Origin of the sequence: Nocardioides proteolyticus, assembly GCF_051280635.3 — a bacterium.
Classification (GTDB): domain Bacteria; phylum Actinomycetota; class Actinomycetes; order Propionibacteriales; family Nocardioidaceae; genus Nocardioides.
In genome coordinates this window covers 76,582-100,801 of sequence record NZ_JBNBPO030000002.1, presented here as the reverse complement: position 1 = coordinate 100,801, position 24,220 = coordinate 76,582, and the positions used below count along the sequence as shown (strand labels likewise).

Sequence of the window (24,220 nt, the reverse complement as noted above, 5' to 3'; positions counted from 1 at the left end):
GGCGGGACGGCACCGGCCGTCGGCGAGCCCTCGGGCCGCCGGCGGCCGGTTCCGGTTCAGCTGTAGGTCACCTTCACGGTGTCGGTGAGCGGCACCGACTGGCACCCGAGCCGGATGCCGTCGGCGAGGTCCTCCTCGTCGAGGACGTCGTTGTGAAGCATCTTGACGTCACCTTCGAGGAGCCGGACGGCGCAGGCCGAGCACTCGCCCTCGCGGCAGGAGTACGGCGCCTTCACGCCCTTGCTCTCCAGGTGGTCGAGCATCTTGGTGCGCGGGTCCCAGTCGTCGAACGTGTGCTCCTCGCCGTCGAGCTCCACCTCGAGCTTCACCGGCCCGGCGGGGGCGTCGGCGAACACGTCCGCCGCCGCGCCGTCGTCGTCGGACTCGGCGAGCGCGATCTCCTGCTCGGCGGCCTGGAGCTCCTCGAGGTCGCCGAACGGGTTGCCGCCGAGGGAGACGAACTTCTCCTGGTGCCGGCGGTCGCGCGGGAACTCCAGCTCCTTGAGCGCGGTGACCACCATCTTCATGTACGGCGCGGGACCGCAGACGAAGGCGTCGTAGGAGAGGTACTGCGACGCGAACGCCTTGACCTGCTCGGGCGTGGGTAGGCCCTGGACGGACTCCAGCCAGTGGATGACCTGCAGGCGGTCGGGATGCTCCGCGGACAGCCTGGTGAGCTCGTCGGCGAAGATGACGGACTGCTCGTCGCGGTTGGCGTAGAAGACGACGATCCGCCCATGCCCGCGCGCGAGCGCCGTGCGGGTGATCGACATGATCGGCGTGACTCCGGAGCCACCGGCGAAGAGGAGCAGGTCGGCGTCGAGCGAGGCCGGCGTGAAGATGCCCGATGGCGGCAGCACCCGCAGCGTGTCACCGACCTTGAGGTTGTCGCAGATCCAGTTCGACGCGTAGCCGTCGGCGGTGCGCTTGACCGTCACAGTCAGCGGGCCACCGTCGTGGGGGCTGCTGGACAGGGAGTAGCAGCGCGCCGCGATGCCCGTCCGGTCGCTGGGGACCGCGACGGTCAGGAACTGGCCGGGCCTGTAGTCGAACTTCTCCGCCGCGCCCTCCGGCACGGCGAAGCTGATCGACTTCGCGTCGGCCGTCTCGTCGACGACGCCGACGACGTCCAGCACGAAGGACTCGATGTCCAAGGATCTCCCCTACCGGGTCTGAGCTGAGGATGGGCGGCGCGACGGAGCGGGAGCCCGTCAGTAGCCGTCGTACGCGCCGATCGGGACATCTCCGGCCCGGACGGCGGCCTCGATGCTAGCCATCATCCGCGGGCACGCCTTGTGCACGTCCCGCCTGCCGGATGACTGCTCCCGTCGTCCGAACTCCAGGCACGCGGCCAGCGCGTCCGCGCTCCACTGGATGGACGTGTGGTGCTCGCTGTTCTTCTTCACCCCGACGCTGGCGAGGCAGTCGAGGCAGGAGACCTCGACCAGGCGCGCCTCGGTGTAGAGGCGCTGGTCCTCGAGGGTCTCGGGACGGCTGGGGACGAACGACGGCATGGCGATCAGGTGCCCGACATGATCGGCGGGTCGCCGGCCGCCTCGGCCGGCTCCTCGCCCTCCGCCGCCATCTTGGCCAGGTTGTCGGCCACCTCGGCCTGCCAGAACTCGTTGGCCTTGGTGGTGTCCACCTCGAACTCGAAGCGGTCGGTCATCTCCGGCTTCACGTCGGCGGCGTCGACGTAGAACTGCTCGTACCAGCGACGCAGCTGGTAGACCGGGCCGTCCTCCTCGCACAGCAGCGGGTTCTGCACCGGCACCTTGTTCTTCCAGATGTGCACGTCCTGGAGGAAGCCGTCGCCGAACATGTCGGCGTACTTGCGGCCGATGAAGTTGGCCGTCTCGTCGTCCATCCCCTCCGGCTTCTTCACGGTGATGCCGTACTGCAGGAGGAAGGAGTTGGGCCCGGTCGGGATGTGGCAGTTGATCAGGATGACCTCGGTCCGGAAGCCCTTGTAGTCGGTGTCGAGCCAGTTGATCATGTACGACGGCCCGTAGTACGTCGCCTCGGACTTGAGGAACAGCTCCGCCGACCCGTAGCCGCCGGCCTTGTCGGGACGGCCCTTGGACTCCATGAACTGGGTCGCCATGTGGCCCTCGAACACGTTGCGGAAGCCGGTCGGGAACGCGAAGTGGACGTAGTAGAAGTGCGCCATGTCGACGACGTTGTCGATCAGCTCGCGGCAGTGCGAGCCCTCGATGTGCTCGGCGACCCACACCCAGTCGGTGTAGAGCCCCTCCTCGAGGCCCGGCAGCTGCGGCGGGAGGAGGTCGTGGTCGGCCTTGGAGCCCTCCGGGTCGTGCCAGATCAGCAGCTGGCCGTTGCGGATCGCGGTCTCGTAGCGCTGGGTGCGCGCGCGGAGCGGGACGCGCCGCGCGTAGGGGATCTGCTTGCACTTGCCGTCGCCGCCCCACCGCCAGTCGTGGAACGGGCAGGCGATCTCGTCGCCCTTCACCTCGCCCTGGGTGAGGTCGCCGCCCATGTGCCGGCAGTAGCCGTCGAGCACGTTGAGCTCACCCCGGGTGTCCTGCCAGATGACGAGCTTGGTGCCGAAGCCCTCGATCGCGTGCGGCTTGCCGTCGCGGAACGACGACGCCAGCCCCAGGCAGTGCCATCCCCGGGCGAAGCGCGTCGGGGCGGTTCCCTGGTCGAGGAGTCGGGTGTCACTCATGTAGAACACGTTACAGTTTTGCGGTTAGGCTGACAACAACCGGCCCGCCCGAGGACCCCTGCACAGGAGACCCGATGCACATCGACCTGGAACCGCAGCAGATCGCCCTGCGCGAGGAGCTGCGCGCGTACTTCGCCGAGCTGGTCACCCCCGAGGTGCGCGCCGGGCTGGCCTCGGCGACCGGCGAGTTCGGCGAGGCGGGCGTCTACAAGGACGTCATCCGCCAGATCGGCAAGGACGGCTGGCTGGGCATCGGCTGGCCCAAGGAGTACGGCGGCCAGGCCCGGTCGATGGTGGAGCAGCTGATCTTCACCGACGTCGCGGCGATCGCGGGCGTCCCGATCCCCTACCTGACCCTCAACACCGTCGGGCCGACGATCATGCGCTTCGGCAGCGACGAGCAGAAGGAGTACTTCCTCCCCCGGATCCTCGCCGGCGAGCTGCACTTCTCGATCGGCTACTCCGAGCCCGGCTCGGGCACCGACCTCGCCTCGCTGAAGACCAAGGCGACGCTCGAGGGCGACGAGTGGCTGATCAACGGCCAGAAGATGTGGACCTCGCTCATCCAGTACGCCGACTGGATCTGGCTGGCCTGCCGCACCGAGCCGGACGCGCCGCGCCACAAGGGACTCTCGATGATCCTGGTGCCGGCCGACGCGCCGGGCGTCTCCTACACCCCGGTGCACACGGTCGCCGGCGTCGGCACCTCCGCCACCTACTACTCCGACGTCCGGGTGCCCGCCGGCAACCTCGTCGGCGAGCGCGGCGGCGGGTGGGCGCTGATGACCAACCAGCTCAACCACGAGCGGGTCGCCCTGACCTCCGCCGCGCCCCTGCAGCACTCGCTGCAGCTGGTGAGGGACTGGGCGATCGAGACGACGGTGCCAGGCGGCGGGCGGGTGATCGACCAGGAGTGGGTGCAGATCGCGCTCGGTCGCGCCCACGCCCGGATCGAGGCGCTCACCCTGATCAACTGGAAGCTGGCCGCCGACGCCGACCACGGGGTGCAGCTCTCCCCGGCCGAGGCGTCGGCGACCAAGATCTACGGCTCGGAGCTGGCCACCGAGGTCTACCGCTCCTTGATGGAGGTCGTGGGCCCGCACGCCGGCGTGACCGGCGACTCGCCCGGAGCCGTGCTGGCCGGGCGCCTCGAGCGCTTCCACCGGTCGTCCCTGGTGATGACCTTCGGCGGGGGCACCAACGAGATCCAGCGCGACATCATCGGCTACATCGGCCTCGGCCTCCCGGCCGCCAAGCGCTGACCACCCCGCAGGTCTACAGGAGACGACATGGACTTCCTCTTCACTCCCGAGCAGGACGAGGCCGCGGAGCTCGCCGGCAGGATCCTCACCGACCGCACGGCCAACGACCGGCTCAAGCAGGTGGAGGCCGAGGGCGACCGCTTCGACCGCGACCTGTGGCGCGAGCTCGCCGACGCCGGCCTGCTCTCCCTCCACCTCCCCGAGGCGTACGGCGGCGCGGGGCTCGGGCTGGTCGAGCTGGCACGCGTGCTGGTCGAGGTCGGTCGCCGGGTGGCGCCGGTCCCCCTGGCCGTCCATGGCGCCGCCGGTCGGCTCCTCGCCGAGGCGGGCGACGACGAGCTCCGGGCCGCATGGCTGCCCGGGGCCGCCACCGGCGAGAAGGTCTTGGCCGCGGCCGTCGCCGAGGCGCACGCCCACCTGCCGGCCGTCCCGACCGTGACCGCCTCCGGCGCCGACGGCGGGGCGCGGCTCAGCGGCACCAAGACCCTGGTCCGGGCCGGCATGGCTGCCGACGCGCTGCTCGTCACCGCGGCCGACGACACCGGGTCGCCCCGCGTCTACCTCGTGGAGACGGCGGCGTCCGGCGTCAGCCGGGAGGCCCAGCACACCAGTGACGGCGACCTCGCCGCGCTGGTCACGCTCGACGGCGCCGCCGGCGTGGCCGTCGGCGACGCGTCCACCGCCGCCCGGCTCGGCCAGCTCCTCGTCGCGTGCGCGGCGGCCGAGCAGCTCGGCGTCACCGAGGGCGCGCTGCGACTGACCTCCGACTACGCCAAGACCAGGGAGCAGTTCGGACGCCCGATCGGGACCTTCCAGGCCGTCTCGCAGCGGCTGGCCGACGGGTTCATCGACGTGCTCGGCCAGCGGCTCACGCTGTGGCAGGCGGTGTGGCGGCTGGCCGAGGGCCTCCCTGCCGAGACCGAGGTCGCCACCGCGAAGCTCTGGGCCGCCGACGCCGGCCACCGCATCGCGCACACCACCGTGCACGTGCACGGCGGCGTCGGCATCGACCTCGACGGTGAGGCGCACCGCTACTTCACGACCGGCAAGCGGTTCGAGTTCCTGTTCGGCGGGGCCACCGAGCAGGCGCTGACGATCGGCCGGTCGTTCGCGCAGTGACCACCACCGTGCGCGAGCAGCTGCTCGCGCGCGCCGACGACGACCGGCCCGGGCTGCTCTTCGAGGAGCAGGCATGGTCGTGGCGCGAAGTGGTCCGCGCGTCGGCGGTGCGCGCCGCCGTGCTCGACCGCCTCCTCGACGCGCGCCGGCCGCCGCACGTGGGGGTGCTCCTGGACAACCTGCCCGAGTTCGCCTTCCTGCTGGGCGGCGCGGCGCTCGGCGGGCAGGTCGTCGTGGGGCTCAACAGCACCCGGCGCGGCCCCGCGCTCGCCGCCGACGTCGCCCGCACGGACGTGCAGCTGGTGCTCACCGAGCCGCGTCACCGCGCCCTGCTGCCCGACGACCTTTCCGTGGAGGTGATCGACGTCGACGACGACCGCTGGGGGTCGCTGCTCGCGGAGCACCGCGGCGCCGCCGTACCGGCTCGGGAGGTTGGCGCCGACGACCTGCTGATGCTGGTCTTCACGTCCGGCACGTCCGGAGACCCCAAGGCCGTGCGCGTGACCCACCGGAAGGTGGCGGGACCGGGCGTGCTCCTGGGCGAGCGGTTCGGGCTGAGCGCGGGCGGCCGGCAGGACGTCGCCTACGTCTCGATGCCGATGTTCCACTCCAACGCCGTGATGGCCGGGTGGGCACCGGCGCTGGCGACCGGCTCGACCGTCGCACTGGCGCGGCGGTTCAGCGCATCCGGCTTCCTGCCCGACGTACGCCGCCACGGGGTGACGTACGCCAACTACGTCGGCAAGCCCCTGACCTACGTGCTCGCCACGCCCGAGCAGCCCGACGACGCGGACAACCCGCTCCGGATCGCCTTCGGCAACGAGGCCAACGAGCGCGACATCGCGGCCTTCGCCCGGCGGTTCGGGTGCGAGGTCGTCGACTCCTACTCCTCGACGGAGAACGCGGTCATCGTGCAGCGCCGACCGGGCATGCCGCCGGGTGCGCTCGGGATGCCGCTGGAGGGTGTCCGGGTGCTCGACCCGGACACGATGGAGGAGACACCCGACGCGGTCTTCGACGACGGGGGTCGCCTGCAGAACCCCGAGGAGGCGATCGGAGAGCTCGTGAACACCGAGGGCGCGGGCGCCTTCGCCGGCTACTACAACGACGAGGCCGCCGAGGCGGAGCGGATGCGCGGCGGGATGTACTGGTCCGGCGACCTCGCCTACCGCGACGCCGACGGCTGGGTCTACTTCGCCGGCCGCTCCGGCGACTGGCTCCGGGTCGACGGTGAGAACCTCGCCACCGCGCCGATCGAGCGGATCCTGCTCCGGCACCCGTCGATCGGCGAGGCGGCCGTCTACGCCGTGCCCGACGCGAAGGTCGGCGACCAGGTCGCCGCCGCCGTCCTCCTCCGCGGCGAGCTCGCTCCTGGGCAGCTGGAGGAGTTCCTCGCCGCCCAGCCCGACCTCTCCCCCAAAGCCTGGCCGCGCTACGTCCGGATCGTCACCGAGCTGCCCCGGACCGCCACCAACAAGGTGGTCAAGCGCGAGCTCGCTGCCGCTGGGGTCGAGGTGGGTGAGCTGGGCGACAAGCTCTGGGTGCGTGATCCGCGGGGGACGGCGTACCGAGTCGAGAGGTAGGGCGGCAGTGCCGCGGGGCTGCGGTTCCGGAGGTGGTGCAGGGCCGTAAGGGCTTTTACGGCGGGAGGCTTCGCGTTGGGGCTGGGTCGCGTTGCCGGGTCACCCTGCGTAGGTGACGAGGCGGGTTCCGTAGGTCGGGATGGCCGGGCGGTGGGGCTGGTGCGCGCCACTTTCCGTCCACAGCTCCGGACGGCGAATCGCCTGTCCCCAGGCGGGCTTCGGGCCCGGGGTTGTGTCGGCGCGTGGTGCTTTGATGGGTGTCATGGAGCTCGGGAACGACAGCGACGCGGAGGGGCAGTTCGATCACTGCTCGGACCGTGAGCTGCTCGAGCACCTCGCGGGCGGTCTCCGCGCTCGCAGGTCCCTCCTGATCGACGAGTGGAGGGCGATCGTCGCGTGGGCCGACCGCAACGTCGTGGACTGCGAGGAGGGCGCCGCCACCCTCATCGAGGGGTATGTCGACACCGGGATCCCGATCGCCGGCCCAGGTGCACCCCTGGTGTCGGAGTTCGCGCTGATGGAGCTCATCGCCACCCTCGAGCGCACCCCCGACGGTGGCCGCGCCTACGTCGGCCGGATCATCGGATGTGCGTGGCGACTCAAGCACATCTACGCCGCCGTCCTCGCCGGGCGCTGTGCGCCGTGGAAGGCCGAACGGGTCGCCGACCTCACCCACGACCTCAGCCCCGAGGCCGCTGCGCACGTCGACCGCAAGCTCGCCCCGCACATCCGGTCCTGCTCGTGGCGGGAGGTCGAGCACCACATCGACGAAGCCATCACCCTCTACGACCCCGAGGCCGCCGAGGCCCGCCGTGAGGAGACCGCCGACTCCCGGCGGTTCGACGTGCACCTCGACCATCTCACCGACGGCGTGGTCCAGGTCGACGGGGTCCTGGACGCCGCTGACGGCGCGGACCTGGACACCGCCGTCAACCGTCGTGCGGTGCTGCTGGGGAAGCTGGGGCACGACGGGTCGCTCGATGTCCGGCGGGCGGTCGCGGTCGGTGACCTGGCCCGTGCGGACCTGACCCTCGACCTCGAGACCGTCGACGAGTCCACCGGCGAGATCACCACCGCATCCCGTGGCCGGCGAGCCGTCCTCAACGTCCACGTCTCCGACACCGCCATCACCAGCGCTACTGGCGAGAGTGCTGCGCCGGTGGGGCGGTGGGAGGACCAGCAACGCCCCATCACCGTCGCACAGATCAAGGAGTGGCTCGCCACTTCTGGGACGACGGTGGTCGTGCGGCCGGTGATCGACCTCGCCGGACACATCCCGGTGGACTCCTACGAGATCCCCGACCGCCACCGCCACCACGTCCAGCTCCGTGATCATCACTGTGCGTTCCCCTGGTGCGGCCGCCGCGCCAGTCGCTGCGACATCGACCACGCCCTCCCCCACAGTCAGGGCGGGGTGACGTGTCCGTGCAACCTCGTCCCCGCCTGCCGCGCCCATCACCGGGCGAAGACGTTCTCCACCTGGCGCTACGTCATCGTCCAACCCGGCACCTACCTGTGGATCACCCCCAACGGGCGGCACTTCCTCGTCGACCACACCGGCACCCGCACCCTCGACCCACCCGTCCACGTCGACGAGACCGTGCACGGCCCGCCACCGGACCACGACACCCGGCCCTGGCCCATCCAGACCGGCCCACCCTGCCCCGGCTAGGCACCACGCCCCACACCCCACCGCCAGGTGGGGCCAAAGGCATGCCACCGGGCCCACGCTGAGTCGATGCAGCCGCGTGGACCGGTGGCGGGGTGGCCGGTGGCTAGGCGCTCTCGAGCTGGTCGGTGAAGTAGTCGACCATCCGCCACTCGCCGGGCGCGGTCTCCCGCAGCAGCACCTCGTAGCGCGTCAGCGGCTCACGGGACCAGCCCGAGCGGTCGTCCACGGCGTACTCCATCTGGCCGGTGAATACCGCGCGGGCGCCGTCGGAGGTCCGCTCGACGAGCTCCCAGTCGATCACCACGAGCCGGTTGTCCTGGTAGGCCCGGTAGCCGGCGTCGTCGAGGACGACCTCCGTCGCGCCGTCGAGCTCGTTGAGCCTTCCCTCGACCTTCTCCGGGACCCACGCCAGGGCGAGGAGGGCCGCACGGTCGTCGCGGCGGGTCTCCCAGACGCGGCGGCGCTCGTCCAACGAGGTCGGCAGCCGGCCGGCGGCTGCGTCCGCCTCGAGGGCGGTGATCACCGCCGCCTCGATCTCGGGTTCGCCGGAGGACTCGGGACCGGAGCGCAGTGCGCCGAGGACGGCCGCGATCGCGCCCAGCGCGAGCGCCGTGGCGGTCACCGCGGCGACGGCTCGACGGAACGACACGGGTCGAGGATAGGTCGCGCGCCCGCGTCCCGCGGGCGGCCGCCGCCTCACCCGTCGTACGGGATCTCGGTCCGCCAGCTCGCCTCGTCCTGGTCGATGGCGGCTCGCAGCGCGGCCGCGACCCGATCGGGACTGAAGGGGCCCTCGTTCGCGAGCGTCCCGCGCACGGTGACGGAGACGGCGCGGATGCCGTCGCCCCTCAGCGCGGCGTCGATGCTCTGCACCAGGTTGCGGACCCCGGCCTTCTGCACGCCGAGGGAGGCGGCCCCGAACCACGGCTGGTCCGCGGCCATGCTGCCGGTCACGGTGATCCGGCCTCCGGCGATCATGAACTGGCGAGCCGCCTGCACCACCGTCAGCAGGGCTCCCACCCCCAGCCGCACGTCGTCCAGCAGCTCATCGGGGCTGAGCGAGAGCGGATCCTTCTCGCGGTAGGCGCTGGGGTTGAAGTGCACCACGTCGACGGAGCCGAGCTTCTCGGCCAGCCGGGTCACCGCTCGCCGGGTCGCCGTCTCGTCGGTCAGGTCGACGACCGCCGACTCCGCCTCACCGCCCCGGGCCGCCACCTCGTCCTCGAGCCGCGCCAGGACGTCCTGGTCCACGCCGAGCAGGGCGATGCGGCAGCCCTCGGCGGCATAGGTGCGGGCGAGCGAGCCGCTCACCCCGGGGCCGGCTCCGGCGATGATCACGGTGCGGGTCATGCGCCCCAATCTAGGACGCGGCCATGGCTAGGGTGTGCGGCGTGGACCAGACCTCCTTCCTCACCGCCGCCAAGACCGCGCTCGAGCTGGCGTCGGCCCCCGAGGTGCGGGCCGCGTGGCGGGAGGAGAGCGCCTGCGCCGGCATGACCGTGGGTGGGCTCGCCCACCACCTCGTCCAGCAGGCCGGCAACACCGTCCGCCTGCTCGAGATGGAGCCGGTCGCCGAGCCGCCGATCCCGCTCCTGGAGCACTACGCCCGGGCCGCGTGGGTCTCCGCCACCCTCGACGACGAGGCGAACGTCAGCATCCGCGAGACCGCCGACACGTCCGCGGAGGCCGGTCCGGGCAAGGTGCTCGAGCACGCCGCGGCGGCCCTCGACCGGCTCCCCCAGGTGCTCCACGACCACCACCACCGGATCCCCGACCAGGTCCGCATCCCGTGGCAGGGCTGGTCGCTGGGCACGCACGACTTCCTGGTGACCCGCGCCATGGAGATCGCCGTGCACAGCGACGACCTCGCTGCCAGCGTCGGCCTCGAGACCCCCGAGCTGCCGGAGGACCTGATGGCCGACGTGCTGGCGCTGCTCTCCGCCCTGGCCGTACGACGCCACGGCCAGGCCGCCGTCGTACGGACCCTCAGCCGCCCGCAGCGCGCCCCCGGGTCGATCTCGGCGTTCTGAGTCGCCGGGATCGGGTCAGATGCCGGCGATCCCGCCGATCTTCTTCGCCGTCGCCTCGAACTCCGCGACCAGGTCGGCCATCACCTCGGCCACCGGGCGCACCTCGTTCATCCGGCCGACGATCTGGCCCACCGGCATGGACACGACCTCCGGGTCGCCCGCGGCGTTGATCCGGTTGTGCGCCTCCGCCACGAGCAGGTTCTGCAGCGGCATCGGGAGCGGCTGCGGCGCGCCCTCCTCGTTCCACGACTCGGTCCACTTCGACTTCAGCAGGCGCGCCGGCTTCCCGGTGTAGATCCGGGTGCGGACCGTGTCCGACGAGGTCGCCTTAGTGAACGCAGGCACCCAGCCGGCGTGGGAGTTCAGCTGCTGGTACTCCTCGGTGCCGAGCCAGATCGACCCCGTCCACACGCCCTGCGACCCCAGGGCGAGCGACGCGGCGATCTGCCGGCCGGAGCCGATGCCGCCCGCGCCCAGCACCGGGACGTCCGGGCCGACCGCGTCGACGATGTCCGGGGTGAGCACCATGCTCGCGACCTCGCCGGTGTGCCCGCCGGCCTCGTAGCCCTGCGCGACGATGATGTCCACGCCGTTGCCCACGTGGGACAGCGCGTGCTTCGCGGCGCCGGCGAGCGCGGCCACCTTCACGCCGTGCTCGTGGGCCTTCTCGATGACGTCGACCGGCGGGGAGCCGAGCGCGTTGGCGATCAGCACCGGGCGGTGCTGCAGCGCCACGTCGACGTGCGACCGCGCGACGGAGTGGAGCCAGCCGAGCACGCCGTCGCGGCCGTCCTCCGGCAGCGGCGGGATGCCGAGCTGCTGGAGGGTCCGCTCGACGAAGCTCATGTGCTCCTCGGGGATCATCGCCTTGAGGTCGACGCTGGTGCCCTCGGTGGGGATCTTCATCGGCATCACCACGTCGACGCCGTACGGCTTGCCGTCGGTGTTGTCGTCGAGCCAGTCCAGCGTCTTGTCGAGCTCGTCGGCGTCGTTGAACCGGACGCAGCCCAGGACGCCGAGGCCGCCGGCGCGCGACACCGCGGCCGCGACGTGCTCGGACGGGGTGAAGGCGAAGATCGGGTAGTCGATGCCGAAGGCATCGCAGAGAGGGGTACGCATCAGGCGTTCGCTCCTACGGTGATGTGGGAAGCCAGGGCCAGCTCCTTGGCCCTGGGGTACTGCGCCTTGCCGGTGGCGTTGCGAGGGATCTCGTCGATCAGCGTCAGCGCGCGGGGCAGCTTGTAGCCGGACAGATGGGTGCGGAGGAACGTCCGCAGCTCCTCGAGCTCGACGGTCTCCCCCTCCCGAGGCTGTACGACGGCGGCGACCGTCTGCCCGTACTTCTCGTCGGGCAGCCCGACCACCAGCACGTCGTACACGGCGGGGTGGTACTTGATCGCCTGCTCGACCTCCTCGGGGTAGACCTTCTCCCCGCCGGTGTTGATGCAGTTGGAGCCGCGGCCGAGGAGCGTGATCCGGTTGCCCTCCTCGATCCGGGCGTAGTCGCCGGGGATCGAGTAGCGCACGCCGTCGATCTCGACGAAGGTCTTCGCGGACTTCTCGGGGTCCTTGTAGTAGCCGACCGGGACGAAGCCCGCCTTGGCGGTGCGGCCGACCTTCCCGACGTCCTTCGCGGGGTCGAGAACGCGGTTGTCGTCGTCGATCACGACCGTCGCGTGCCCGATGGACACGACGGGGCCGTCGGCCGACAGCGCGCTGGCGTCCTGCAGACCGGTGCCCTGGAAGCCGGTCTCCGACGAGCCGATCGAGTCGGTGAAGACGGCGTTGGGGAAGTGCTTCATCCACCGCTCCTTCACCGCCTTGGAGAAGATCGCGGCGCTGCTGGCGATCGCGAACAGGCTCTGGCCGTCGAAGCCGCCCTCCTCGTAGGCCTCGATGAGCGGGCGGGCCATGGCGTCACCGGTCATGAACATCATCTGCACCTTGTTGGCGTCGACGATCTCCCAGGTGCGCACCGGGTCGAACTTCGGCTCCAGGATGGTCAGCTGGCCGGCGAAGAGGTGCATCAGCAGGCTGGCCTGGGCGCCACCGTGCATGAGCGGGCTGAGCGGCAGCGTGACCAGGCCACCGCCTTCGGCGGCCTGCCGGGACTGGTCGAGCTCCTCACGAAGCTCGCCGGTCATGAAGTCGACGCCGCCGCCGAGCACGCGCCAGAAGTCCTCGTGGCGCCACATCACGCCCTTCGGGAAGCCGGTCGTCCCGCCGGTGTAGATGATGTGCAGGTCGTCGGGGCTGCGCTCGCCGAAGTCGCGCGCGTCGCTCTGGCCGGACACGGCCTCCTCGAGCGTGACGCCCCCGAAGGCGCTGAGGTCGGACGCGTCGTCCGGTTCGAGCGGGTCGGGCAGCGCCACGAGGGTCTGCAGTCGGTCGAACTTCGGTGCCACCTCGGCGACCAGCGGTGCGTAGACGCGGTCGTGGACGAGGCCGGCCAGGTCGGCGTTGTCGAAGAGGTACTCGAGCTCGCCGGTGACGTACCGGTAGTTGACGTTGATCGCGACGGCACGCACCTTGAGGATCGCGATCAGGGCGATCACGTGCTCGATGCTGTTCTTGGCGTAGAGCCCGACGTGGTCGCCGGCCCCGATCCCCCGCGCCTGCAGGAAATGGGCCAGCTTGTTGGCCTCGCGCTCCAGCTCGGCGTAGGTGATCGTGCGCTCGCCCACCTGCACGGCGGGCTTCTCCGGCACGGCGTCGACGGCATGTTCGAAGAGATCGGCGATGTTCAGGGCCACGACCGGGAGACTAGAACACGTTTCACTTTTTCGCTAGCGTGGTTCGCATGACCAGCGCAGATGTCGAGACGACCGAGCCGAGCGGCACCGCGGAGAAGCAGCCTGACTGCCTCGTCGAGCAGGACGGGCACAAGCTCGTCGTCACGATGAACCGGCCAGAGCGCCGCAACGCACTCTCCAGCGAGATGCTCCGGATCATGGAGGACGCCTGGGACCGGGTGAACGACGACCCCGAGATCCGGGTCTGCATCCTCACCGGTGCGGGCGGCTACTTCTGCGCGGGCATGGACCTGAAGACTGCGAACGAGAAGCCGCCCTCGGAGTCCTTCGAGTCCGGCGCCTTCGACCCGTCGGTGATCAAGGGGCTGCTCAAGGGCTTCCGGCTGACGAAGCCGCTCATCGCCGCCGTGGAGGGTCCGGCCATCGCCGGCGGCACCGAGATCCTCCAGGGCACCGACATCCGGGTCGCGGGCGAGTCGGCGAAGTTCGGCGTCGCGGAGGCGAGGTGGAGCCTCTACCCGATGGGCGGCTCGGCCGTGCGGCTCCCCCGCCAGATCCCCTACACGGTCGCCGCCGAACTGCTGCTGACCGGCCGGACGCTCCTCGCGCCCGAGGCGAAGGAGCTCGGCCTGATCGGCCACGTCGTCCCGGACGGCGAGGCGCTCGCGAAGGCCCACGACCTCGCCGACATGATCGCCGCGAACGGTCCGCTCGCCGTGCAGGCGATCCTCAAGACGATGCGCGACTCCGAGGGCAAGCACGAGGACGACTGCTGGAAGGACGACGCCAGGGTCGGCGCCGCCGTCTTCTCGTCCGACGACGCCAAGGAGGGACCGCGCGCCTTCCTGGAGAAGCGGAAGCCGCAGTTCCAGGGGCGGTAGCCCGCACTACCCGACGCTGCGCCCCTCGCCCTCCCAGAAGCGGGCGCGCAGCGCCTTCTTGTCCGGCTTGCCGAGCGGCGTCAGCGGGAGCGCGTCGACCGCCAGCACCTGCTTCGGGACGTGCACGGACCCCTTCCTCTCCTTCACCGAGGCCTGGATCTCCGCGACCATCTCGTCGGTCAGCTGCTCCCCCTCGCGGAGTACGACGACGGCCGTGACCGCCTCGCCGAACTTCTCGTGCGGCGTGCCGATCACACCCACCTGCGCGACCGACGGGTGCTCCGCGACGACGTCCTCGACCTCCCGGGGGAACACGTTGAAGCCGCCGGTGACGATCATGTCCTTCGTGCGGTCGACGATGTACCAGAAGCCGTCCTCGTCCTCGCGTGCCACGTCACCGGTGTGCATCCAGCCGTCCCGGAAGGTCTCCGCCGTGGCGTCCGGCAGCTTCCAGTAGCCGCCGGCCAGCAGCGGGCCGGCGACGCAGATCTCCCCCGGCTCGCCCTGCGGCACCGGGGTGCCGTCCTCGCCCAAGAGGGCGGTGCGCAGGTAGGCCGAGGGCCGCCCGCAGGAGGTGAGCCGCGACTCGATCGGCTTGCCGTCCGCGTCGACGTGCTCACCCTTGGGGAAGTAGCTGATCACCATGGGCGCCTCGGACTGCCCGTAGTACTGGGCGAAGATCGGGCCGAACCGCTCGATCGCCTCCTTGAGCCGCACCGGGTTGATCGCCGAGGCGCCGTAGTAGACGGTCTCGAGGGACGACAGGTCGCGGGTGCGCGAGTCGGGGTGGTCCATCAGCGCGTAGAGCATCGTCGGGACGACCATCAGCGAGTTGATCCGCTTCTCCTCGATCGTCTGCAGCACCTCCGCGGGGTCGAACCGCGCGGAGACGAAGAGGGTGCCGCCCTTGAGGACCACCGGCACGAAGAACGCGGCGCCGGCGTGGGACAACGGCGTGCACATGAGGAACCGCGGCTCCTCCGGCCACTCCCACTCCGCCATCTGCACCTGCGCCATGGTCGAGAAGGCACGGACGGTCCCGATGACGCCCTTGGGCTTGCCGGTCGTGCCGCCGGTGTAGGTGATGGACGTGATGTGGTCGGGCTCCAGCAGGGCCGCCTGCAGCGGCTCCGGGTCGAACCGGGCGGCGACCTCGGTGAGGTCGGTGCCGACGTCGGCGAGCTCGGGCGGGACCGGTCCGATGGTGAGCACCTGCTTCAGGTCCGGGCACTTGTCGAGGAGCTCGACCGCCCGGCCCGCGAAGTAGGGGTCGATCACCAGGGTGGTGATGCCCGCGTCGTTGATGACGTAGGCGTGGTCGTCGGCGGACCCGAGTGGGTGCAGCGATGTGCGCTGGAAGCCCTGGGTCTGGCCGGCGCCGAGGATGAACAGCACCTCCGGCCGGTTGAGGGCGAGCAGCGCGCCGGGCGTCCCCCGCCCGGCGCCGAGGGACTCGAAGGCCTGGATGTACTGCGAGATCCGGTCGGCCGTCTGCCGGCCGGTCAGCGTGACGTCGCCCAGGTGCACGATCGGGCGGTCGGCGTGCCGTCGGAGCGCCGCGACCATCAGGTGGCCGTTGTGGGCAGGGATCCGCATGGTGTCGTCCATGCCGGGCAGATTAGAACCTGTTCTAGTCTGCGGGCAAGGCTCCGTCGGCCCGGTCGACCGGCACCGCCAGCGGACGGACGCCGCCGAGGCGGCGCTGGTAGCGCACGCACCCGGCGTGGGCCTCGAGCACCCGCCACAGGGTGCGGTGCGCCTCCCACGGGAGCGGCTCCGCGCCGTCGTACCAGCTCTCGCCGAAGCTGATCCACACCGGAGTCCAGGTCGCGGCACAGTCCCAGGCGCCGCGGCGCGCCAGGAGCATCGTGCGTCGGACCTGGAACGCGGTCCGCGGGCCGTCGACGCAGATCGGCGCCGTCGCGATCGGCCACACCCGCAGGTCGAGCTCCATGAGCTCGAGCTCGACGTCCGGGAGCGCGCTCGGGTCCACCAGGACCGTCGCCACGTTCTCGTGCGGTGAGCGGATCATCCCCGCACGGTAGTCCGCCGTCCTCCGTCAGGCGAGCAGCTCGGCGACCTGCCTGATCTCTTCGGCGCTGCGGCAGCTGAGGAGCAGCGTGGTCACGCCGGTCTCCTCCCACTGCGCGACCCGTTCCTTGACCTCGCTGTCGGTGCCGATGATGTGCATGTCGTCGACGAGCTCGTCGGGGATCAGGGCGGTCGCCTTGTCCTTCTCACCCGACAGGTAGAGCTCCTGCACCTCGCCGGCCAGCTCGCCGTACCCCATCCGCTCGAACACCTGCTTGTGGAAGTTCTGCTCCTTGGCCCCCATGCCGCCCATGTAGAGCGACACGAACGGCTTCATCGCATCGATCACCCGCTGCTTCTCGGCCGCGTCCGCCACCACCTGCAGATGACAGGTCGCGGCGATCTCGAAGTCGCCGCGGGAGCGACGGGCACCGGGCCGAGCGAAGCCCTCGTCGAGCCACGGCTGGTACATGCCGGCGCTCTTCGGCGTGTAGAAGATGGGGATCCAGCCGTCGGCGATCTCGGCGGTCTGCGCGACGTTCTTCGGCCCCTCCGCGCCCAGCCAGATCGGCAGGTCGGCGCGGAGCGGGTGCACGATCGGCTTCAGGGGCTTGCCGAGCCCGACGGCGCCGGGCCCCGAGTACGGCAGCGGGTGGTGGGGACCGTCGTTGGTCACCGGCGCCTCGCGGGCCAGCACCTTGCGGATGATCTCGACGACCTCGCGGGTGCGGGCCAGCGGCCGGGAGAAGGGCTGGCCGTACCACCCCTCCACGACCTGCGGGCCACTGACGCCCATGCCGAGGACCACCCGGCCGCCGGTGAGGTGGTCGAGGGTCAGCGCGTGCATGGCGATCGAGGTCGGCGTGCGTCCAGACATCTGCACGATGGAGGTGCCCAGCCGGACCCGCGACGTCTCCCGGCCCCACCAGGCCAGCGGCGTGAACGCGTCGCTGCCCCAGGCCTCCGCCGTGAACACCGCGTCGAACCCGGCCTCCTCGGCCGCGGCGACGAGCTCGCCCACTCCCTGCGGGGGCTGTGCGCCCCAGTAGCCCAGCTGCAGACCCAGTTTCACGCGGTGGCTCCTCGTCGTGTCGGACCGGTGCTTGATGCCTCAGACTAGAACGTGTTTCACTTTCTGTCATGAGCCGCACCCTGTCGGCACCTGTGACGGTGTCCTTCGACTACACCAGATCCGTCGGCCCGGTGCTGGGCCGCTTCCTGACCGGCCTCCGCGACGGCCGCTTCGTCGGCGGCCGGCTCGCCGACGGCCGGGTCGTCGTACCCCCTCCGGAGTTCGACCCGGTCAGCCACGACGCGGTCACCGACTTCGTCGACCTGGCGGACACCGGCACGGTCACGTCCTGGACCTGGGTCAGCGAGCCGGTCGCCGGCCAGCCCTTCGACCGCCCGTTCGCGTTCGCCCTGGTGACCCTCGACGGCGCCGACGCCCCGCTTCTGCACGCCGTCGACGTGGCGAGCCCCGAGGACATCAGCACCGGCATGAGGGTGCGGGCCCGGTGGGCCGAGGCGCGGGACGGCCAGATCACCGACGTCGTGTTCGTGCCGGACGCCGAGGGCGTGCCCGGAGGCGGGGCGACCTCCGCCGCGGCCGGCTCGGCCGGTGACGAGGTGCGCGGCATCGTGACGCCGGTCAGCCTGGACTACACCTACGCCGCCTCCCCGGAGGAGTCGTCGTTCTTCCGCGGCCTCGCCGAGGGCCGCATCCTCGGCCAGCGCTGCCCCGCCTGCCAGAAGGTCTACGTGCCGCCGCGCCCCGCATGTCCGGTCGACGGGGTCCCGACCGTCGAGGAGATCGAGCTGGCCGACACCGGGACCGTGACGACCTTCTGCGTCGTCAACGTCCCGTTCCTCGGCCAGAAGATCACGCCGCCGTACGTCTCCGCCTACATCCTGCTCGACGGCGCCGACATCGCCCTCCAGCACCTGATCCTCGACATCCCCGCCGAGGAGGTCCGGATGGGGCTGCGGGTCAAGGCGGTCTGGAAGCCCCGCGAGGAGTGGACGACCTCGATCGAGAACATCAGCCACTTCACGCCGACGGGCGAGCCCGACGCCGACTACGAGACCTACAAGCACCACCTCTGACCAGGCGCCCACCCAGCTCTCACCCAGGCCCCACCTCAGGCCCCACCAAAGGACACAACATGCGTGATGTAGCCGTCGTCGGGTTCGCCCAGCGGCAGATGCAGGACTACGACGGGTCGCCCCAGTGCGCCGAGCTCCTGGTCCCCCTCCTGGCCGAGTGCTACGAGCAGACCGGCTGGACCAAGAAGGACATCGGCTTCTGGTGCTCCGGCTCCTCGGACTACCTGGCCGGGCGGTCCTTCTCGTTCGTGAGCGCGATCGACGCGATCGGCGTGCTGCCGCCCGTGAACGAGTCCCACGTCGAGATGGACGCCGCCTGGGCGCTCTACGAGGCGTGGCTCAAGATCCAGACCGGGGAGGTCGACACCGCCCTGGTCTTCGGGTTCGGCAAGGCCTCCGCGGGCGTGCTGCGCCGCACCCTGGCGCTCCAGCTCGACCCCTACACCCTCACCCCGCTCTGGCCCGACACCGTGTCGATCGCCGCGCTGCAGGCCCGGCTCGGCATCGACGCCGGGATGTGGGACGAGACGGCGATGGCGGAGGTGGTGAACCGGTCGCTCACCGACGCCGAGAAGAACGAGTACGCCGTCCGCGCGGGCGGCTCCACGATCGAGGACCTGCTCGCGAAGCCGCTCTTCGCCGACCCGCTCCGCAAGCACGACGCCGCGCCGGTCACCGACGGCGCGGCCGCGATCGTGCTGGCCGCCGGAGACCGGGCCCGCGAGGTCCGGGAGCGGCCGGCCTGGATCACCGGCGTGGCGCACTACACCGACGGCCTGCACTTCGGCACCCGCGACCTCACCCGCGCGGAGTCCGCTGCCCGGGCCGCCGCGGCCGTGGGCGGCCTCGACGGCGTCGAGCTCGCCGAGCTGCACGCGCCGTTCAGCCACCAGGAGCTGATCCTCTGCGCCGAGCTCGGGCTCGATGCCGACGTCCGGATCAACCCCTCGGGCGGCCCCCTCGCGGGCAACCCGATGTTCACCGGCGGCGCCATCCGGATCGGAGAGGCCGCGCGCCGGATCTGGGACGGCACGGCCGACAAGGCGCTCGGGCACGCGACCAGCGGCCCGGCGCTCCAGCAGAACCTGGTGTGCGTGATGTCGGCGGAAGCCGGCGCTGGATCGAAGGGGCAGAACTGATGGGCAAGATGCCGGCCGCTGTAGTCGGCGTGGGCCAGACCCACCACCGCGCCAAGCGCGAGGACGTCTCCATGGCGGGGCTGTGCCGCGAGGCGATGGACCGGGCGCTCGAGGACGCCGGCATGACGCTGGACGAGATCGACGCCATCGTCGTCGGCAAGGCACCCGACCTGTTCGAGGGCGTGATGATGCCCGAGCTGTACCTCGCCGAGGCGCTCGGCGCGGCGGGCAAGCCGCTGCTGCGCGTGCACACCGCCGGGTCGGTGGGCGGCTCCACGGCCATCGTGGCGTCGTCCCTCGTGCAGGCGGGCGTGCACAAGAAGGTGCTCACCGTCGCCTTCGAGAAGCAGTCGGAGTCCAACGCGATGTGGGCGCTGTCCATCCCGCTCCCGTTCGTGATGCCGGTGCACGCGGGCGCGGGCGGCTACTTCGCGCCGCACGTGCGCTCCTACATCCGCCGTTCGGGCGCCCCCACCCACGTCGGGGCGATCGTCGCGGCCAAGGACCGGACCAACGCGCTCAAGAACCCCTACGCGCACCTGCGGGAGGAGCGCACCGTCGACATGGTGCTCGCCTCCCAGATGCTGTGGGACCCGATCCGCTACGAGGAGACCTGCCCGTCCTCCGACGGGGCCTGCGCCCTGGTGATCGTGGACGAGGACGTCGCGAAGTCCTCGGCCAACCCCGCCTGGATCCACGGCACCGTGATGCGGTCGGAGCCGACCACCGCGGCCGAGCGCGACCAGGTCAACCCGCAGGCGGGCCGCGAGGCGGCCGCGGCGCTGTGGAAGCAGGCCGGCATCACCAACCCGATCGACGAGATCGACGCCGCCGAGATCTACGTGCCGTTCTCGTGGTTCGAGCCGATGTGGCTGGAGAACCTCGGCTTCGCCGCCGAGGGCGAGGGCTGGAAGCTCACCGAGGCCGGCGAGACCGCGATGGACGGTCGGCTCCCGGTCAACTGCTCGGGTGGGGTGCTCTCCTCCAACCCGATCGGGGCGTCCGGCATGCTCCGCTTCGGCGAGGCGGCGCTGCAGGTGCGCGGCGCCGCGGGCGAGCACCAGGTCGACGGCGCCCGTCGCGCGCTCGGCCACGCCTACGGCGGGGGCTCGCAGTTCTTCGCGATGTGGGTGGTCGGGGCCGACAAGCCCGCCAACTGATCGCACCGAGGCCGACGGCGCCGTCGCCGACTCACGCGGGTCGGTGGCGGCGCCGTACGCTTGCCCCGTGATCGAGCTGCGCACCCCGACCCAGATCGAGCAGATGCGTCCTGCCGGGCGCTTCGTCGCCTCGGTGATCAAGGCCCTCGCCGAGAAGGCGGACGTCGGGGTGAACCTGCTCGAGCTCGACGAGCTCGCGCACCGGATGATCAAGGACGCGGGTGCGGAGTCCTGCTACATCGACTACCACCCCTCGTTCGGCGCGTCGCCGTTCGGCAAGGTGCTGTGCACCTCGGTCAACGACGCGGTGCTGCACGGGCTGCCCCACGACTACGTGCTCCAGGACGGCGACCTGCTCTCGGTCGACTTCGCCGCAGCCGTCGACGGGTGGGTCGCAGACTCCGCCTTGTCGGTCATCGTCGGCACGCCCGACCCGAAAGACCAGTGGCTCATCGAGGTCGCGCAGCGGGCGCTCGCTGCGGGCATCGACGCCGCCCGGGCGGGCAACCGGCTCGGCGACATCTCCTTCGCCATCGGGTCGGTCGCCCACGCCGAGAACCTCAAGGTCAACCTGCAGTTCGGCGGCCACGGCGTCGGCCGCACCATGCACGGCGAGCCGCACGTCCCCAACGACGGCCGACCCGGCCGGGGCCTGAAGCTGCGGCCTGGCCTGGTGATCGCGATCGAGCCGTGGTTCCTGCACACCACCGACGAGATCGTGTTCGACCCCGACGGCTGGACGATCCGGTCCGCCGACGGCTCCCGCGGCGCGCACGCCGAGCACACCGTCGCGATCACCGACGGCGACCCGATCGTGCTCACCGCACGAGACTGACCCGCGCCAGGGCGCGGCCGAGCGCCGCCGCCGCCGCGGGGAAGGCCGCCGGGTTCGGGCCCGCATAGCTGAGCCGGACGTACGACGCCGCCGGCTCCGCCGGGAACCACTCCCGTCCCGCCGCGACCAGCAGCCGCTCCTGCTCCGCCTCCCGCACCAGCAGGTCGACGTCGGTGCCGTCGGGCAGGCGCAGCCACAGGTTGAGGCCTCCGGCCGGCACGTGCTCCACGACGGCGTCCGGCACGTGCTCGCGCAGGGCGTCCAGCAGGAGGTCCCGCCGCTCGCCGAGCTGACGGCGCACGCCGCGCAGGTGGGTGGCCCAGGCCGGCTGCGTGACGACGTCGAGGGCGGCCGCCTGGAGCAGGCCGCTGACGTACATCGACTCGGCGCCCCGGTCGGCCAGCAGGCGCTCCCGGGCTGGTCCGCGCGCCACGAGCCCGGCCACCCTCAAGGCCGGCGAGACGCTCTTGGTCAGGGACCGGAGGTAGAGCACGTGCCCGCCGTCGTCCCGTGCCGCGAGCGGCGTGGGGGCGCCGGTGATCGCGAAGTCGTGGGCCCAGTCGTCCTCCACGAGGAACGCACCGTGGGCACGCACCACGTCCAGGACCGCCGCCGCGACCTCCGCGGGCCAGACGGCACCGGTCGGGTTGGCGAAGTGCGGCTGAGCGTAGAAGACCCGCGCACCGGTCTCGGCGAAGGCGTCCGCCAGCTCACCGGGATCCGGCCCGGCCGGTCCCGAGGTGACCGGCACCAGCCCCACGCCGGCGTGCCGAGCGGCCGCGATCGCTCCCCAGTAGGTCGGGGACTCCACCAGGACCGGTCGCCCGGCCGCCACCATCGAGCGGAAGATCGAGCTGAGGCCGCTCTGGCTACCGGGCACGACGAGGACGTCGCTGGCCGCGGGCGGCACCACGTCGCCCGGCGCCAGCTCGGCCAGCTGCTGGGAGAACCAGGCCTGCAGGGCGGGCAGTCCGGCCGCAGGCGGGCGACCGACCGCCGCATCGCTGCGCGCCGCTCGGGAGAGCGCCGCCCGGACCAGCCGCTCGGGCAGCAGCGCGCGGTCGGGATAGCCCGAGTGGAGCGACATCACGTCGTTGGGCGCGTCCCGCAGCGGCGCCGGCACGCTCGCGCGCGGGTGTGGTCGCGACCGCAGGGCCGCCGTCTGCCAGCCGTAGTCGGCGGCCCGGGGCGTCCGTACGGCGCGCACGAACGTACCGACACCGGGCCGGCTCTCGACCAGGCCCAGCCCGGCGAGCCTGCGCAAGGCCCGCTGCACGGTGACCGGACTCGCCCGGTGCTCCCTCACCAGCTGGCGGCTCGACGGCAGCCGGGCACCGGGCGGCGCGGCCGCGACCCACGTGCGCAGGTCTCGAAGGATCCGGTCGCTGCTATCGTCGGACATGTCGGCCAACAGTAGCGCTACTCGCCCGCTCGTCTCGCCGCTACTGCGGCATCGCGTCGTCGGCCCGGGCTGGGGACTCCTCGGGGTCGCCGCCTTCTCGTTCACGGTGCCGTTCACCCGGGTCGCCGTGGGCGGGCTACCGCCTCTCTTCATCGGCAGCGGACGCGCGGTCCTGGCGGCCGCGCTCGCCGCCCTCTGCCTGCTCCTCACCCGCCAGCGGCCACCGACGGGTCGCCAGTGGGCGCGCCTGCTCGTCGTCGGCGCGGGGATCGTGGTCGGCTTCCCGCTGCTGACCTCCTTCGCGATGACCACCGTGCCCGCGAGCCACGGCGCGGTCGTGATCGCACTGCTGCCCGCGGCGACGGCGGCCGTCGCGGTCCTCCGCACCCGTGAGCGACCACCCGCGGCCTTCTGGGCCGCAGCGGCCGCGGGCGGCGCCGCCGCCGTACTGCTGGGATCCGTGCATGCCGGTGGTCTGGCGGCGCCCCAGTGGGCCGACCTCCTGCTCCTCGGGGCGGTGGCCGCGGCTGCGGTCGGCTACGCCGAGGGCGGCCTGCTCGCGCGCGAGATCGGCGCTTGGCAGACGGTCTGCTGGGGCCCTGGTGCTCTGCGCACCGGTCATGCTGCTGCTGACGGGTGTCACCCTCGTCAGGGAGCCGCCGAACGGCTTCGCCGTCGAGTGGGCGGCGTTCGGCTACCTGGGCCTGGTGAGCATGTTCCTGGGGTTCTTCGCCTGGTACCGCGGCCTGGCCATCGGCCCGATGGCCAGGGTCAGCCAGGTGCAGCTGGCGCAGCCGGTGCTCAGCCTGGCGTGGGCCGCGATGCTGCTGGGCGAGCAGCTGACCGTGCCGACGGTGCTGGGCGGCCTCGTCGTGGTGCTGTGCGCCGGGTGTGCCGTGCGGGCCCGGCTGGGCGCACCGGCTGCGCCTGCCTCGCCGCCGGTCAGTCCTCCAGCGAGGTGTGCACGACCTTGAGGTCGGCATCCAGGTCGACGTCCCACTCCCGGTGGTCGGCGTCGATCACCTCCGCCTCGTAGGCGACGCCGGGGTCGTCGCTCGCCTCCACGTGCGCGGACGTGGCACCGTCGACCGCCGCCAGTGCGGCGCGTTCGGCGGCCGACCGCTCCGCCGAGCCCAGCGCCCGGCCGTCGGAGTCGCTACGGCCGTCAGAGTCGTCACGGCCGTCAGAGTCGTCACGGTCGTCGCGGTCGTCGCGGTCGTCGCGGTCGTCGCGGTCGTCGCGGTCGTCGCGGTCGTCGGAGTCGTCGTCGCGGTCCTCGCCGACCACGTCGAGATCCTCGTCGAGCGCCACGTCGACCTCGGTGCCGTCGTCCAGGCGCACCTCGACCTCGAAGGCCTCCCCGCGGTCGTCGCTGGCCTCGACGTCGACGGCGGTGCCGCCGACCGCCTCGGTCGCGGCCGCCGCGACCCGGTCGCGCTCGCTGCCGCGCACGTCGTCGCTGGCGCTGGACGTCCACACGGTCGCGCCGACGGCGACGACCGCGAGGGTGGCGGCGGCGGGGAGGAGGACCCGCTTGCGGCGGAGCTTGGCGGTGTTCATG

Annotated in this window: 23 protein-coding genes and 1 pseudogene; 12 read left to right on the top strand and 12 right to left on the bottom strand. The window is 71.9% G+C overall.

Translation table 11 applies throughout. The annotated features are described in order from the left end of the window. Positions 1–56: 56 nt before the first annotated feature. From ACPOLA_RS01620 to ACPOLA_RS01610, 3 genes are read right to left on the bottom strand one after another with little or no spacing between them, the layout of a single operon-like run. Positions 57–1,154 carry a 2Fe-2S iron-sulfur cluster-binding protein gene (locus ACPOLA_RS01620; RefSeq protein ID WP_435768609.1) on the bottom strand — a complete coding sequence of 366 codons (1,098 nt, stop codon included), beginning with the start codon at positions 1,152–1,154 and terminating at the stop codon, positions 57–59. A 57-nt stretch (positions 1,155–1,211) separates the two neighbouring features. Continuing rightward, on the bottom strand, positions 1,212–1,514 hold the full coding sequence (locus ACPOLA_RS01615; RefSeq protein ID WP_435768608.1) for a hypothetical protein: 303 nt from the start codon (positions 1,512–1,514) through the stop codon (positions 1,212–1,214). A gap of 5 nt (positions 1,515–1,519) precedes the next feature. Continuing rightward, positions 1,520–2,686 (bottom strand): 3-ketosteroid-9-alpha-monooxygenase, oxygenase component, encoded by a 1,167-nt coding sequence (locus tag ACPOLA_RS01610; protein WP_435768607.1) that lies wholly within the window; start codon positions 2,684–2,686, stop codon positions 1,520–1,522. Between the two features lie 74 nt (positions 2,687–2,760). Here ACPOLA_RS01610 and ACPOLA_RS01605 point away from each other — a divergent pair, with 74 nt between their 5' ends. The 4 genes from ACPOLA_RS01605 to ACPOLA_RS01590 all read left to right on the top strand — a co-directional run bounded on the left by ACPOLA_RS01605 (position 2,761) and on the right by ACPOLA_RS01590 (position 8,322). Further along, entirely contained in the window at positions 2,761–3,948 is a 1,188-nt protein-coding gene (locus ACPOLA_RS01605; RefSeq protein ID WP_435768606.1) for an acyl-CoA dehydrogenase family protein, read from the top strand. Between the two features lie 27 nt (positions 3,949–3,975). Next, positions 3,976–5,067 (top strand): acyl-CoA dehydrogenase family protein, encoded by a 1,092-nt coding sequence (locus ACPOLA_RS01600; RefSeq protein WP_435768605.1) that lies wholly within the window; start codon positions 3,976–3,978, stop codon positions 5,065–5,067. Continuing rightward, complete coding sequence (locus tag ACPOLA_RS01595) at positions 5,064–6,650, top strand: long-chain-fatty-acid--CoA ligase (RefSeq protein ID WP_435768604.1); 1,587 nt, start codon at positions 5,064–5,066, stop codon at positions 6,648–6,650. The genes ACPOLA_RS01600 and ACPOLA_RS01595 overlap by 4 nt, the downstream gene beginning before the upstream one ends. Before the next feature lie 262 nt (positions 6,651–6,912). Further along, positions 6,913–8,322: an HNH endonuclease gene (locus ACPOLA_RS01590; protein WP_435768603.1), complete on the top strand. Its 1,410-nt coding sequence runs from the start codon at positions 6,913–6,915 to the stop codon at positions 8,320–8,322. A gap of 103 nt (positions 8,323–8,425) precedes the next feature. Here ACPOLA_RS01590 and ACPOLA_RS01585 read toward each other — a convergent pair whose 3' ends face one another. Both ACPOLA_RS01585 and ACPOLA_RS01580 read right to left on the bottom strand, forming a co-directional pair. Then, complete coding sequence (locus tag ACPOLA_RS01585) at positions 8,426–8,971, bottom strand: hypothetical protein (RefSeq protein WP_435768602.1); 546 nt, start codon at positions 8,969–8,971, stop codon at positions 8,426–8,428. A gap of 47 nt (positions 8,972–9,018) precedes the next feature. Further along, positions 9,019–9,672, bottom strand: coding sequence for an SDR family oxidoreductase (locus tag ACPOLA_RS01580; protein ID WP_435768601.1), 654 nt, complete (start codon positions 9,670–9,672; stop codon positions 9,019–9,021). Positions 9,673–9,713: 41 nt separating this feature from the next. Between ACPOLA_RS01580 and ACPOLA_RS01575 the strand changes: the two genes are divergently transcribed. Next, positions 9,714–10,352, top strand: coding sequence for a maleylpyruvate isomerase N-terminal domain-containing protein (locus tag ACPOLA_RS01575; protein ID WP_435768600.1), 639 nt, complete (start codon positions 9,714–9,716; stop codon positions 10,350–10,352). 15 nt (positions 10,353–10,367) lie between these two features. On the opposite strand, the gene ACPOLA_RS01570 is transcribed toward ACPOLA_RS01575, so the two are convergent. Continuing rightward, a complete protein-coding gene (locus ACPOLA_RS01570) occupies positions 10,368–11,471 on the bottom strand; it encodes an NAD(P)H-dependent flavin oxidoreductase (RefSeq protein ID WP_435768599.1) in 1,104 nt (367 codons plus the stop codon). Beyond that, the gene (locus ACPOLA_RS01565) at positions 11,471–13,105 is read right to left on the bottom strand and encodes an acyl-CoA synthetase (RefSeq protein WP_435768598.1); all 1,635 of its coding nucleotides are present in this window, start codon (positions 13,103–13,105) and stop codon (positions 11,471–11,473) included. Before ACPOLA_RS01565 ends, ACPOLA_RS01570 begins: the two co-directional genes overlap by 1 nt. Before the next feature lie 47 nt (positions 13,106–13,152). Here ACPOLA_RS01565 and ACPOLA_RS01560 point away from each other — a divergent pair, with 47 nt between their 5' ends. Further along, positions 13,153–13,986 (top strand): crotonase/enoyl-CoA hydratase family protein, encoded by an 834-nt coding sequence (locus ACPOLA_RS01560; RefSeq protein WP_435768597.1) that lies wholly within the window; start codon positions 13,153–13,155, stop codon positions 13,984–13,986. Positions 13,987–13,992: 6 nt separating this feature from the next. Here ACPOLA_RS01560 and fadD8 read toward each other — a convergent pair whose 3' ends face one another. The 3 genes from fadD8 to ACPOLA_RS01545 are packed head-to-tail and all read right to left on the bottom strand — an operon-like array spanning position 13,993 to position 17,089. Further along, on the bottom strand, positions 13,993–15,594 hold the full coding sequence (gene fadD8 / locus ACPOLA_RS01555) for a fatty-acid--CoA ligase FadD8 (RefSeq protein WP_435768596.1): 1,602 nt from the start codon (positions 15,592–15,594) through the stop codon (positions 13,993–13,995). A 22-nt stretch (positions 15,595–15,616) separates the two neighbouring features. Continuing rightward, the gene (locus ACPOLA_RS01550) at positions 15,617–16,018 is read right to left on the bottom strand and encodes a hypothetical protein (protein WP_435768595.1); all 402 of its coding nucleotides are present in this window, start codon (positions 16,016–16,018) and stop codon (positions 15,617–15,619) included. A 27-nt stretch (positions 16,019–16,045) separates the two neighbouring features. After that, on the bottom strand, positions 16,046–17,089 hold the full coding sequence (locus tag ACPOLA_RS01545; protein WP_435768594.1) for an LLM class F420-dependent oxidoreductase: 1,044 nt from the start codon (positions 17,087–17,089) through the stop codon (positions 16,046–16,048). A 68-nt stretch (positions 17,090–17,157) separates the two neighbouring features. Between ACPOLA_RS01545 and ACPOLA_RS01540 the strand changes: the two genes are divergently transcribed. The 4 genes from ACPOLA_RS01540 (at position 17,158) to map (ending at position 21,257) form a co-directional block, all read left to right on the top strand. Then, positions 17,158–18,123 (top strand): Zn-ribbon domain-containing OB-fold protein, encoded by a 966-nt coding sequence (locus ACPOLA_RS01540; RefSeq protein ID WP_435768593.1) that lies wholly within the window; start codon positions 17,158–17,160, stop codon positions 18,121–18,123. 59 nt (positions 18,124–18,182) lie between these two features. Next, entirely contained in the window at positions 18,183–19,262 is a 1,080-nt protein-coding gene (locus tag ACPOLA_RS01535; RefSeq protein WP_435768592.1) for a thiolase family protein, read from the top strand. Continuing rightward, positions 19,262–20,422 carry a thiolase family protein gene (locus ACPOLA_RS01530; RefSeq protein ID WP_435768591.1) on the top strand — a complete coding sequence of 387 codons (1,161 nt, stop codon included), beginning with the start codon at positions 19,262–19,264 and terminating at the stop codon, positions 20,420–20,422. Before ACPOLA_RS01535 ends, ACPOLA_RS01530 begins: the two co-directional genes overlap by 1 nt. Before the next feature lie 67 nt (positions 20,423–20,489). Then, positions 20,490–21,257: a type I methionyl aminopeptidase gene (gene map, locus ACPOLA_RS01525; protein WP_435768590.1), complete on the top strand. Its 768-nt coding sequence runs from the start codon at positions 20,490–20,492 to the stop codon at positions 21,255–21,257. On the opposite strand, the gene ACPOLA_RS01520 is transcribed toward map, so the two are convergent. Beyond that, the gene (locus tag ACPOLA_RS01520; RefSeq protein ID WP_435768589.1) at positions 21,241–22,659 is read right to left on the bottom strand and encodes an aminotransferase-like domain-containing protein; all 1,419 of its coding nucleotides are present in this window, start codon (positions 22,657–22,659) and stop codon (positions 21,241–21,243) included. The two genes, map and ACPOLA_RS01520, sit on opposite strands and share 17 nt — an antisense overlap. Here ACPOLA_RS01520 and ACPOLA_RS01515 point away from each other — a divergent pair. Both ACPOLA_RS01515 and ACPOLA_RS01510 read left to right on the top strand, forming a co-directional pair. Beyond that, a pseudogene (locus ACPOLA_RS01515) lies at positions 22,658–23,053 on the top strand (EamA family transporter); the annotation flags it as partial. The gene ACPOLA_RS01520 and the pseudogene ACPOLA_RS01515 sit on opposite strands and share 2 nt — an antisense overlap. A gap of 226 nt (positions 23,054–23,279) precedes the next feature. After that, entirely contained in the window at positions 23,280–23,633 is a 354-nt protein-coding gene (locus ACPOLA_RS01510) for an EamA family transporter (protein WP_435768588.1), read from the top strand. Here ACPOLA_RS01510 and ACPOLA_RS01505 read toward each other — a convergent pair. Then, complete coding sequence (locus tag ACPOLA_RS01505) at positions 23,602–24,219, bottom strand: PepSY domain-containing protein (RefSeq protein WP_435768587.1); 618 nt, start codon at positions 24,217–24,219, stop codon at positions 23,602–23,604. The genes ACPOLA_RS01510 and ACPOLA_RS01505 overlap by 32 nt on opposite strands. Position 24,220: the final 1 nt, after the last annotated feature.

Bases quoted from the DNA above. Each gene is read 5' to 3' on its own strand.
- ACPOLA_RS01615 (WP_435768608.1), bottom strand. From the start codon at position 1,514: ATGCCGTCGTTCGTCCCCAGCCGTCCCGAGACCCTCGAGGACCAGCGC.
- ACPOLA_RS01610 (WP_435768607.1), bottom strand. From the start codon at position 2,686: ATGAGTGACACCCGACTCCTCGACCAGGGAACCGCCCCGACGCGCTTC.
- ACPOLA_RS01605 (WP_435768606.1), top strand. From the start codon at position 2,761: ATGCACATCGACCTGGAACCGCAGCAGATCGCCCTGCGCGAGGAGCTG.
- ACPOLA_RS01600 (WP_435768605.1), top strand. From the start codon at position 3,976: ATGGACTTCCTCTTCACTCCCGAGCAGGACGAGGCCGCGGAGCTCGCC.
- ACPOLA_RS01590 (WP_435768603.1), top strand. From the start codon at position 6,913: ATGGAGCTCGGGAACGACAGCGACGCGGAGGGGCAGTTCGATCACTGC.
- ACPOLA_RS01580 (WP_435768601.1), bottom strand. From the start codon at position 9,672: ATGACCCGCACCGTGATCATCGCCGGAGCCGGCCCCGGGGTGAGCGGC.
- ACPOLA_RS01570 (WP_435768599.1), bottom strand. From the start codon at position 11,471: ATGCGTACCCCTCTCTGCGATGCCTTCGGCATCGACTACCCGATCTTC.
- ACPOLA_RS01560 (WP_435768597.1), top strand. From the start codon at position 13,153: ATGACCAGCGCAGATGTCGAGACGACCGAGCCGAGCGGCACCGCGGAG.
- fadD8 (WP_435768596.1), bottom strand. From the start codon at position 15,594: ATGGACGACACCATGCGGATCCCTGCCCACAACGGCCACCTGATGGTC.
- ACPOLA_RS01550 (WP_435768595.1), bottom strand. From the start codon at position 16,018: ATGATCCGCTCACCGCACGAGAACGTGGCGACGGTCCTGGTGGACCCG.
- ACPOLA_RS01540 (WP_435768593.1), top strand. From the start codon at position 17,158: ATGAGCCGCACCCTGTCGGCACCTGTGACGGTGTCCTTCGACTACACC.
- ACPOLA_RS01535 (WP_435768592.1), top strand. From the start codon at position 18,183: ATGCGTGATGTAGCCGTCGTCGGGTTCGCCCAGCGGCAGATGCAGGAC.
- ACPOLA_RS01530 (WP_435768591.1), top strand. From the start codon at position 19,262: ATGGGCAAGATGCCGGCCGCTGTAGTCGGCGTGGGCCAGACCCACCAC.
- ACPOLA_RS01520 (WP_435768589.1), bottom strand. From the start codon at position 22,659: ATGTCCGACGATAGCAGCGACCGGATCCTTCGAGACCTGCGCACGTGG.
- ACPOLA_RS01510 (WP_435768588.1), top strand. From the start codon at position 23,280: ATGCTGCTGCTGACGGGTGTCACCCTCGTCAGGGAGCCGCCGAACGGC.
- ACPOLA_RS01505 (WP_435768587.1), bottom strand. From the start codon at position 24,219: ATGAACACCGCCAAGCTCCGCCGCAAGCGGGTCCTCCTCCCCGCCGCC.